Consider the following 10,522-nt stretch of genomic DNA (forward strand, 5'->3'; position numbering starts at 1 on the left):
CAATGTCGATATCCGCGAAGGCTTCCCGACCGCCGCCGGGCCCCGCGTGCTGGTCGCCGCGTCGGATCGCGGACGGCGCGGCGCCGGTGCGGCGCTGTTCCTGCTGGACACCGCGACGCTGAAGCTCTCGTTCTGGGGCGCGGTTCCTGTGGACCTGATCGAACCCTACGGTCTTTGCCTTGCCCGACGGGGCGACACCTTTCTGATGATCGTCAACGGCACCGACGGCCAGGTGCGTCAGCTGCAGGTCAGCGCCGGCGCGAACGGCAAGCCCGTCGTCAAGGAAGAGCGCCGCTTTGCCGTGCCGACCCAGCCGGAAGGCTGCGTGGTCGATGACGCTCGCGGCCGACTTTATCTGGGCGAGGAAGGACGCGGCGTCTGGCGTTTCGATATCGGATCCGTTCCGTCAGCCGGCGAGCTGATCGCTCAGGCGCCGTCAGCCCAGCTGGCGCCCGACGTGGAAGGTCTGGCTCTGATCGATGACGGCGCGGCGACATACCTGATCGCCTCGAGCCAGGGCGATTCAGCCTTCGCGGTCTGGCAGGTGGATGGTGCCGGGCCCGCCTACAAGGGTCGCTTCAGCGTGGTGGCCAACGGCGGGATCGACGCCGTCACAGGTACCGACGGCGTCGCTGCCCTCGGCGGCCAGGTCGGCGCCTTCCCGCAAGGTCTCGTGGTCATGCAGGACGATGTCGACGACGGCGCAACCGGCGCCCGCCAGAACTTCAAACTGGTCGACTGGCGCGAAGTGAAGAAGGCGCTGGGGCTGTAGGCCTCGGGACAGAGGGTCGAGGCAGGCTGCTAAGCCACCGCTTCGATCCGACTGGCGATCCAGGCGTTCAGGCTCATGCCCTCCGCCAGCGCCCTAACCGCGGCGCGCCGGTGGGTTGCGGGATCAAGCCGAAGGGGGATTTTTCCGCTGTAAGGACGATCTGGCGCTTCACCACGTTCCGCACAGAAGTTCAGGTAGTCGTCAATGCTGCCGCGAAAAGCGGCTTCGACCTCGGCGAAACTCTCGCCCTCAAATGTGATCACGTCGCGCAAACCTACGACCTGACCGACAAACGCCCCGTCGTCAGCCTCGACGGTGCCAGCATAGCCCTTGTACTCCAGCATTTGCTCAATCCCTTTCCGGCCCAATGCCAGCCGCAATCAGAAACGCTCGAACCGCCCGGACGCTGCTGCGTTTGGTGTCTGGGCTTGGATGGGGGCGGTGAAAGACAGCCCGAACACCAACCAGGGCGACCCGGATTCGACTGCCCGCACCCTCGCTGACCTCCGCATCCAAGGCCCTGAACAGCGACTCGATCTCGGACCAACGCAGATCCGCCACCACGGGGTCCACAAATATCCGTTTCAAGGTCTGCCGGTGCCGACCATTCATGGATATATGATATCAGAAAATTGTATCACATCAACCGCGACGGCTAGAGTCTGTCCGGTTCAGATGGAATCACCTGAACCGGACAGGCTCGCTATCAAATGTTTAGAGCACGACGGGCGCTTGAACCGGTATCCACTTCAAGCTGTCGTGCTCTGGCGCCCATCGGTGAGGATGGTTTGGCCGGTCTACAGATTATCCCTCAACCATGCCGCCGCCTTGGCCACCGGATTGGCGCGGGGGTCGAGCGGTTCGCGGCGAAGCTTCGTGGATGACAGCTGCTTGGTCGACACCGCTTCGCGGGGGCCAAAGGCCGAGCGGTGGAGTATGCCTGCGCAGGCCGTGAAGGCGGGGCCCGAGGCGGCGTCGGCCAGGTGCGGCACCCGGCGCGGGCGGCCCAGCCGGACCGGGCGGTCAAACACCCGCACGGCTACTTCCCGCACGCCGGCCAGTTGGCTGGCGCCGCCGGTCAGCACGAGGCCCGCGCCCGGCTCTATGGGCGCGCCGGCGGCTTTCAGGCGATCACGCAGCAACTCCAGCGTCTCTTCCACGCGCGGCGCGATGATGCCTTTCAACAGGCTGCGCGGCGCCACGACGGGTCCGGCGCCGGGATCATCGCCGCGCGGGGGCGCTTCGATCATCTCGCGATCCTCGTTGGCCGAAGCGATGGCCGAGCCATGCAGGGTCTTGATCCGTTCGGCGCCGACGATGGAGGTTGAGAGACCACGGGCGATATCCTGCGTCACATGCTGACCGCCCACCGGCACGGTCTCCACATGCACCAGACTGCCACCACGAAACACCGAGGCGGAGGTGGAGCCGCCGCCCATGTCTATGCAGACCGAGCCCAGATCCATCTCGTCTTCCTCCAGCGCCGCCAGCGCGGAGACGAAGGGAGCAGCGACCACGCCGTCCAGCTGTAGGTGGGCGCGTTCAACGCAGGCGCCCAGGGTGTTGAAGACCGTCTCGGCCACCGAAACCACCAGCAGTTCAACGCCCAGGGTCTTGCCGAACATGGCGCGGGGGTCACGTACCCCGCCCTGCCCGTCCACGGCCCAGGCCATCGGCAGGATGTGGATCGCCCGGCGACCGGGAAGCTTGATCTGGGCCAGGGCATTGCTGATGGCGCGAACCAGGTCGTTGTCGGCGATGGGCCGGGCGCCGATGGAGACCCGCCCCGTCACCCGGGTGGAGGTCAGCGCGCCGCCGGCTGTGGCGATGGTAACGCCCTGAACATTGACGCCGGCCAGATTTTCGGCCCGCTCCACCGCCTGGGCGATGGCAGCCGAGGCCTCATCCAGATTGACAATCGAACCGCCACGAATGCCGCGCGACTGCACATAGCCCACGCCACAGGTGCTGAGCGTGCGGTCGCCCTTGTGCACACCTTCGGGCTTCATGATGAAGCAGGTAACCTTGGTAGCCCCGAGATCCACGGCGGCGATCACCTTCGGTGGCGCCAGCGCCGCTTTCAGGCCGTCGCGATTATCCTTCAGCGGCCCGACCCGCCGGGCGTCCTTCTGGCCCTCGGTGGTCCGGGCGTCTTGCGGGCGGGGCGCGGCTTTCAACATGGGTCGGTCACTTGATCCTTACACGCCATCGACAGGCGGCGTGGTGGGCGCGAGGGTTTGGGAGGCGCGCGGCCGAACGGCCACCGTATCGGGGTTGCGAAGATCAATGCGCTCGAAGCCCAGCGCCAGCACTCTCGTGCGCTGTTCCAGCCGCTCGAGACGGCCCAGCGCACGCTCCTCGTCGATCGAAGGCAGCTGGATCAGGGCGCCGTCCTTCAGGCGAAGGTCCCAGCGGCGGTCATCCACCCTTACCAGGGCCTCAAGCCGCGACATAAGTTGCGGGCGTTGCGCAAGCAGAGGAAGGATCTCGCCGGCATGGGTGTCACCGCCCTCGCCGACCACCAACGGCAGGCCTGAGAAGCGAGCGGGATCCGCCTCCGGGATCGTCTTGCCCTCGTCGTCAATCACGACGCTGCGGCCCTTGTGTTGCCAGACCGCCAGTTGGCGACGCTCCTGCACCGAGATAAGCAGGGTGTCGGGCAACACCCGCGAGACCTGGGCTTCCTTGACCCAACCCACCGCTTCGATCCGGCCCTTCACCGCCGCGAGGTCGAGCCCCATCAGCGGTTGGTCCTTGTGGAGGCCGGCAGCTGACAGAATGTTCGGGGTCGCCAGCCGGGAGGCGCCTTTCACCTGAACCGCTGCCAGCCGAAACCCGGCATCGCCAAAGCTGTGGTCAACGCCCGATGCCACGCCGTCCGCGATCAGTTGGCCGCGGCCCCCGGTCGCCAGGGTCACACCCAGGGTCACCGTCAGGACGCCGGCGGCGATCATCAGAACATGTTTGGGGGTCAGGCTGGCGCGATTCCCCTCCGCCTTCGCCGTTGGGCGCCGGGTCGGACTAGCGGGCGCCTTGGCCCGAGGTTTCGCCGTGACTCGCGATCCCCCCCGCACTACCGCGGGCATAAGCGTCCTCCGTGATCCAAAGCACCAGTCGGTCGAAATCCACCCCGCCCGCCGCCGCCTGCTCAGGTACGAGCGAGGTGGGCGTCATCCCCGGTTGGGTGTTGACCTCCAATAGGACCAAAACGTCGTTAACATCATCATAACGCAGGTCGGACCGCGTCACCCCGCGGCAACCCAACGCAGCATGGGCCATCTCCGAAAGTCTCTTCGCGTTTTCAAACACCTGAGGCGGAATTCTTGCGGGTACAACGTGCTCGGAACCGCCGTCGGAATACTTGGCGTCGTAGTCATAAAATCCTGTCGCCGGGATTATTTCGGTAACGGTCATCGCCTTGCCGTCCATCACGCCGACAGCCAGTTCGAGGCCGCGGATGTAGGGCTCCACCATCACCGCCTCGCCGTAGGTCCACGAGGGCGCAATCACCTCCTGCGGCGGGCCGTTGGCGCCCTCGAACACCAGGAAGACCCCGACCGAGGATCCCTCCGCATTCGGCTTCACGACATAGGGCGGCGCCATCACGTGGGCGGCCGCGACGTCAAAGCGATTGAACAGTCCGCCGCCGGGCACCACCACGCCGGCTGCCGCCAGCACCGCCTTGGACCTGGCCTTGTCCATGGCCAGGGCCGAGGCCAGGACGCCGCAATGGGTATAGGGCAGCCCAAGCGTTTCCAGGACGCCCTGCACGCAGCCGTCCTCGCCCCACGCACCATGCAGGGCGTTGAAGCAGACGTCAGGCTTCAGCCGGGCCAGCACCTGGGCCAGATCCCGCCCCGCGTCCACGCGACTGACTTTCGCGCCCAGTCGTTCCAGCGCGTCGGCGCATTCGCGGCCGGACACCAGGCTCACCTCGCGCTCGGAGGAAAGCCCGCCCAGAAGGACGGCGACATGGTGGCCGGAAAGGGGTGCGGTCATGGGCGACTCAATTGGCGGCGGAATATGCACTCCGCGGTGGCGAAAGCTGCAGGCCCGGTCAAGGGCGCGTGATTTTCGAACGCAGCCTGGCAATCCCCCAGAAAAGCGCCGCAAGGCCGCACCCGACCATGATCCCGGCTGTCAGGTCGACCAGCAGCGTCAGGCCAAAGGTCGCCAGGAGGACGATGGCCGCGCGCCACTGGGTCATGAGGCTGGCGAACTCGCGTCTCTCGACCATGTTCCAGGCCACGACCACCAGAAGTCCGGCCAGGGCGGTCAACGGCACATAGCTGGCCAGTGGCGCGGCGATGATCATGAAGATGAGCAGAAACACCGCGTGCAGCATCCCGGCGACCGGGGTCTGTGCGCCCGCCCGGATGTTGGTGGCAGTACGGGCGATAGTGCCGGTCACGCTGATGCCGCCAAACAGCGCCGAGGCCACATTGGCGATGCCCTGGGCCACCAGCTCCATGTTGGACCGGTGGACGCGCCCCGTCATGCCGTCCGCCACCTTGGCCGAAAGCAGGCTTTCCAGGCCGCCAAGCAAGGTGAATGACAGCGCGGTCGGAAGCAGGGCCACCAACCGCTCAAGACTTATCGCCGGCAGTTGCGGCGCAGGAAGGCCGTGGGGGATACCGCCGAACCGGCTGCCGATGGTTTCCGCAGGAAGATGTAGCAGGCTCGCCACAAGGGTGGCCCCGATGACCGCAACCAGCATCCCTGGCCATCCCGGCCGAAAGCGTCGCAGGCCCAGGATGACCACGGCCGTGCCGGCGCCCAGCGCCAGGGCTACGGGACTGAAGGTCGGCAGCGCCTGCGCCAGCGCCGCCAGCTTTGGCAGGATCGGGCCGGGCTCTGTGCCTTGAAGTTTCAGGCCGGCCAGATCCTTCAGCTGGCTGGCCAGGATGGTCACCCCGATGCCGCTCGTGAACCCCACCGCCACGGCGTGCGGGATGTAGCGGATAAGCGCGCCCAAACGTAACGCGCCGATCAACGTCAGCATGACCCCGGACAGCAGGACCGCCAGGACAAGGCCGTCAATCCCGAACCGCGCCACAGTGGCGGCGACGAGCACGATGAAGGCCCCCGCAGGACCGCCGATCTGGTACCGGCTACCCCCGAGCGCAGACACGAGGAAACCGCCGATGATGGCGGTGTAGATCCCGCGGTCGGGCGACACGCCGGAGGCCACGGCGATCGCCATCGAAAGTGGCAGCGCCAGAATGGCGACCGTGAGGCCGGCCATGGCGTCGCGACGCAGTGTGCCCAGGCCGTATCCGGCGGCGAGCGTCGTCACGAGCTTGGGCAGGTAGCGGTGGGCCGACGCGGTTCCATCCGGCATCGCCAGACTGTGGGCCACCCGCAACCCGACGGCATTGACCATCGTCAATGCGCGACCGGGCGTCGGCTGACGAAGGCCGGCTGAGAGCGCGACTTTTCAGTGCGCCGTCATCCGGGCGGAAGCCGGTCCCGGCTCCGCGCCTTAGCTGCCGAAGGGTGTCGAGGCAGACGGGCCGTCCGTGGTGGTGGCCTGCGTGCCGCGGCGACGCCCCATCATCGCCTGGGCCGCCACCAGTTCAGCCCGGTCCAGAGACTGGTCGCCGTTCTTGTCGAGCATGGCGAAGGCGCCGCTGATCATCGCGCCCATCCGGCCCCGCATTTCGGTCTTCTGCAGTTTGCCGTCGATGTTGTCGTCCATCATTCCCAGCAGCCGGGTCTGGGCGAAACGGGCCTCTGAATCGATCTGCTCCACCGCCGTCTCGTCCATCCAGCGGAAGCTGAGCGACGTGAACAGCATTTCCTCGTGGCTCTGCTCGCCCCAGGTCACCTTGATGCTGGGATCCGGGTTCGACGGATTGGCCTTGGAGTTGTCATATACATAGTTGGCGATCAGCCGCGAACCGGCCGGGATCTTGATCGGCTGGGCAAAGGTGTAAGAACGCTGCCAGTTGAAATCATACCGCGGCATGCTGAGCAGCAGCGTCTTCTTGCCATCCGGCGTCTGCAGCCAGAGGTCATTTGAATAGGCGCGGTAGTGGGCGTGCGGGAACGCCGAGTACAACAGCGCATCCTTGGGGAATTCTACGTAGGCCACTTCCTTGTGGCGCGCTGTATTGGCCGGTATCTCAATCGTGGCGTCGATCACCACCACGCCCCGCATGATATACTTCGGAACCGTGTCCCGGAAGTACACACCGATTTGCGACTTATCGACAGTCTCCTTGCCATAAGGCGTATAGTGCATCTGATAGCCCACGGCCCCCCCGGCCGGCAGATAGGTGCCGACCTCTTCGGAGAAGACATTGGACTCCGCGCCGACAGCATAACCGCCCACCGATCCGCGCCAGCGCGTTTCAGACGAATTCTGACCGGCGGCGGGTACGTCCTTCATCCAGCCCGTCAGGATATGGTGCACCGCCTGGCGGTCACCCGGCTTGACGGTAGAGGCGCGGATCCAGCGGCCCTCCGTCAGACTGTTGGGCGTGAACGGGCGCTGGTAGTCCACTACCCCGGAGGCCGGGACCTTGTAAGCCGGGATGTCGAGCACCAGGTCCGGCTTGCCCAGCGGCCATTCAGCAGCCACGTGCTGCACCTTGCCCAGCGGATCCTCGCCCTCGCCGCGCGGCGCACCGGCTTCAATCCAGTGAACCAGGGTCTTGATCTCATTGGCCGAGAGATTGCGGTCGTCCGAGAACTTGCCCACGTGCGGATCGGCGTTGTAGGGCGGCATGCGATCGGTGCGGATCACCTCGCGGATCATCGGCGAGAAGCCTTTCACCATCGCATAATTGTTCATGGCAAACGGGCCGATGCCGCCTTCCTGGTGACAGGCGACGCACTTGGCCTCGAGGATCGGCGCCACATCCTTCACGTACGAGATTCTCGCAGCCATCCCGCGGTCCGGGAAGGCGATGACCGCGCCATTGCCGGCCATCTTCGCCGCTGGAACCGGCTTGCCGGCCATCAGCGCATCCACCGCCGCCGCCGCCCCTGAAACCGCGCCGCGATAGACCACGGTCCAGGTCTTGGGGTCGATCACATAGGCTTCGGCCGAGCGCGTCACGCCCAGGCTTCCGCCCACGAGCTGATTCACGTCCATCAGGATCGGAGCCTTGAAACCGACCTTCTGCGCCTCGGTCAGGATGGCCTCGCGGCTATCCTTGAGGTTGGAGTTGAGCATCAGGACCTCGACGCCCTTGGCGCCGTAGGCAGCAGCCATGGCGTTGAGGCTCGGTGCCAGTTTCTGGATCGCCGCGTCTCCGTTGGCCTGGGTGATCAGCACCACCGCCGGAGCCAGCGTCATGCGGAACAGTTCATGGGCCTCGAGGTTGGCGTCAACCAGCATGAAGTTTTCGACACTGGCCTGGGCCGTCGCCACCACATTGACGGCATTGGCCGCGCTCATGGCCTGCGGTGCACTATCCGTGGAGCAACCGGCGATCAGGGCGGTGGAGGCCAGCAGGCCAATAACGCCAAAGCGAACTGCGCTCATGAAAGTTTCCTCAAGTCGGCCGACGGCACACCGCCATCGCAGAGTTTCGTTCCGAATGATGACTCAACTACATTTCGCTAATGTTTCGGTCGATCGAGGCCGCAAATCATCCAATCACCCCGACTGGTGACAGCTACAGGAGCTCGTCTGCGACAACCTTGAAGCCGATGAGCGTCGCCGGGCCGAAATTGGTGATCATCGCAACATCGGTGGCGTCACGGCCGATCCCCATCATCACCCGTCCGATCCGAGGCTTGTTGTGGCGCGCGTCCATGGTCCGCCAGGCGCCGCCCAGGTAAACCTCCATCCAGGCGCTGAAGTCCATCACGCCATCTACCGGTATGCCGATGTCGCCCATGTAACCCGTGCAATAGCGGGCCGGGATGTTCATGCACCTGCACAGGGTGATGGCCAGGTGGGCATAGTCACGGCACACGCCAAGTTGCTCCTCATGCGCCTGGGTGGCCGTCTTGGTGGGCCTGGCGTGGGCATAGCCGAACGTGATGCGCTCATGCGCGTAGGCCACGATGGCCTGCGCCCGCGCCCAGCCCGGCGGTACATCGGCGAAAAGCCGCCAGGCAATATCGCTCAGCTCCTGAGTCTCGCAGTAGCGTGAGCCCAGCAGAAAAACGATGACCTCATCGGGAAGCTGGTCGACCGGTGTCTGCGAGGCCTCCGGAAACGTCGGATCAGGCAGGCCGGTATCACGCACGATGAAGTCGGACCTGAGGGCAAAACGACCCTGTGGAGCCAGGATCCGGCTGCACAGGTTTCCGAACCGGTCGCGGTACTGGGTGAGATCGATCGGGGGATCGCTCAAGATAATGTCGGGCGTTTCGAGGTCTGAAATCCGCTCAGGCCGGACATTGAGCATCAATAGCATCGGCGTAGGCGCCGGGCATTCGTATGTGATCTCGTATCCGCACCGGATCCGCATTTGACTCCCCTGGGCTACTGCCCGTGCGCAACTCTCAAGTGCGTGGCGGGTTGCATCGTGGGGACCATCGCCAAGTCAACCTCTACATCCATGCCCAGGAAGTCGGATTTGAGGCCGGACCAGGATCCGTACAGCGGCAGTGCTGCGCGAGGGTCAATCACCTCGGCCACACGGACCAGATCCTGATTGCCGACAAGTCCATTGGTCGGATCGAAGTCTACCCACCCGCAGTCGGGCAGGTAGACGCGCGCCCAGGCATGGGCGTGCCCGCCGCCGGTGCGCCCCGCGCTTGTGGCACCCGAATAGACGTAGCCGGAGGTGAACCGGGCGGCCAGGCCCAGACTGCGGGCCGCTTCGACCAGCAGGACGGCAAAATCGCGACAGGCGGCCGCCCGCCTCGCCAAGGTCTCAACGGGTGTCTGCGGCGGACCATCCATGCGCAGGGCATAGGCAAAGGTCTCACGGATGGCATGGGTCATGTCCGACAGCACCCTGGACAGGCGCGTTCCGCCGGAAGGTCGAACAAAGCCCCGCGCCCAGGCCTCGACCTCACCATTGTCGGGGTGTCGACGGGCGACAGAGAGCGCCAGGTCAGTGGCCTCGTCCGGGTCGTAGGCGAACCGGGCCGCCCCGATCATCGAACGCTCACTCTCCAGATCAAACGCTGGACGCAGCCGGTGGTCGACAGTGACCTGGCTCTCGAAGGTCAGCCGGTCTGCACGCGAGCCAAAGCGCACGATCGCCACGCCAGCGCCGCTGACCTCGTGAACGTAGCTCAGAAGTGAGGGCTCCGGCCCCACTGTCAGTTCAGCCGATAGAACGCGCTGATCGAAGCTCTCCAGAGGCCGGTACATCACGCGATGCTCGCCGAACGCGACCGGGGTGCGGTAACGATAGGTGGTCAGGTGACGAATGGAGACAACAGGCATTGCAGCGAAGCTCCGTCGATTCCGACTCCACCTCCAGGCAGAGCCGCGACAATCCTCAAGGTGACGCTGCGATTGTTACGAAGTCAGGCGCCTCATCGCCGTTTCTGCTGCTGGGAGATCATGCTGGCCGCGTCATTCCGTCACGGCTCCGCCGATTGGGTCTTCGGGAACCCGAGCTCAGCCGACACATCGCCTGGGACATAGGCGTGGCCGGATTGGGAGAACGACTGAGCTTCGCCCTGGACGCGACCTTCATCGCCCAGCGCTTCTCCCGCCTGGTGATCGACTGCAACCGTGACCCAGCACGCGCCGATTCAATTCCCGGGATGAGCGACGGGACGATTGTTCCCGCCAACCAGGCGCTGACGGCCGCCGAACGCGAGGCCAGGATC

11 protein-coding genes are annotated in these 10,522 nt (G+C 65.4%); 2 read left to right on the forward strand and 9 right to left on the reverse strand.

Annotated features, from left to right (window positions below; all coding sequences use genetic code 11):
* Positions 1-772: phytase (locus tag ACIQ42_RS10335; protein WP_397422113.1), on the forward strand; the 772-nt coding region annotated here is incomplete at its 5' end.
* A gap of 29 nt (positions 773-801) precedes the next feature.
* On the opposite strand, the gene ACIQ42_RS10340 is transcribed toward ACIQ42_RS10335, so the two are convergent.
* The 9 genes from ACIQ42_RS10340 to ACIQ42_RS10380 all read right to left on the reverse strand — a co-directional run bounded on the left by ACIQ42_RS10340 (position 802) and on the right by ACIQ42_RS10380 (position 10,130).
* Positions 802-1,116, reverse strand: a complete 315-nt coding sequence (locus tag ACIQ42_RS10340) for a type II toxin-antitoxin system HicB family antitoxin (protein WP_397422114.1) — start codon at positions 1,114-1,116, stop codon at positions 802-804.
* 4 nt (positions 1,117-1,120) lie between these two features.
* On the reverse strand, positions 1,121-1,384 hold the full coding sequence (locus tag ACIQ42_RS10345) for a type II toxin-antitoxin system HicA family toxin (protein ID WP_397422115.1): 264 nt from the start codon (positions 1,382-1,384) through the stop codon (positions 1,121-1,123).
* A 185-nt stretch (positions 1,385-1,569) separates the two neighbouring features.
* Positions 1,570-2,952: a cell division protein FtsA gene (gene ftsA, locus ACIQ42_RS10350; protein ID WP_397422116.1), complete on the reverse strand. Its 1,383-nt coding sequence runs from the start codon at positions 2,950-2,952 to the stop codon at positions 1,570-1,572.
* An 18-nt stretch (positions 2,953-2,970) separates the two neighbouring features.
* On the reverse strand, positions 2,971-3,726 hold the full coding sequence (locus ACIQ42_RS10355; protein WP_397422117.1) for a cell division protein FtsQ/DivIB: 756 nt from the start codon (positions 3,724-3,726) through the stop codon (positions 2,971-2,973).
* 67 nt (positions 3,727-3,793) lie between these two features.
* Entirely contained in the window at positions 3,794-4,771 is a 978-nt protein-coding gene (locus ACIQ42_RS10360; protein ID WP_397422118.1) for a D-alanine--D-alanine ligase, read from the reverse strand.
* A 58-nt stretch (positions 4,772-4,829) separates the two neighbouring features.
* Positions 4,830-6,155 (reverse strand): SulP family inorganic anion transporter, encoded by a 1,326-nt coding sequence (locus ACIQ42_RS10365; RefSeq protein WP_397422119.1) that lies wholly within the window; start codon positions 6,153-6,155, stop codon positions 4,830-4,832.
* Between the two features lie 99 nt (positions 6,156-6,254).
* A complete protein-coding gene (locus tag ACIQ42_RS10370; protein ID WP_397422120.1) occupies positions 6,255-8,264 on the reverse strand; it encodes a hypothetical protein in 2,010 nt (669 codons plus the stop codon).
* 133 nt (positions 8,265-8,397) lie between these two features.
* On the reverse strand, positions 8,398-9,201 hold the full coding sequence (locus ACIQ42_RS10375) for a transglutaminase family protein (protein ID WP_397422121.1): 804 nt from the start codon (positions 9,199-9,201) through the stop codon (positions 8,398-8,400).
* Positions 9,202-9,215: 14 nt separating this feature from the next.
* Complete coding sequence (locus ACIQ42_RS10380) at positions 9,216-10,130, reverse strand: transglutaminase domain-containing protein (RefSeq protein ID WP_397422122.1); 915 nt, start codon at positions 10,128-10,130, stop codon at positions 9,216-9,218.
* Between ACIQ42_RS10380 and ACIQ42_RS10385 the strand changes: the two genes are divergently transcribed.
* On the forward strand, positions 10,130-10,522 hold a 393-nt coding region (locus tag ACIQ42_RS10385; protein ID WP_397422123.1), incomplete at its 3' end, for an N-formylglutamate amidohydrolase. The genes ACIQ42_RS10380 and ACIQ42_RS10385 overlap by 1 nt on opposite strands.

Origin of the sequence: Phenylobacterium sp. (assembly GCF_044372605.1) — a bacterium.
Lineage (GTDB): Bacteria > Pseudomonadota > Alphaproteobacteria > Caulobacterales > Caulobacteraceae > Phenylobacterium.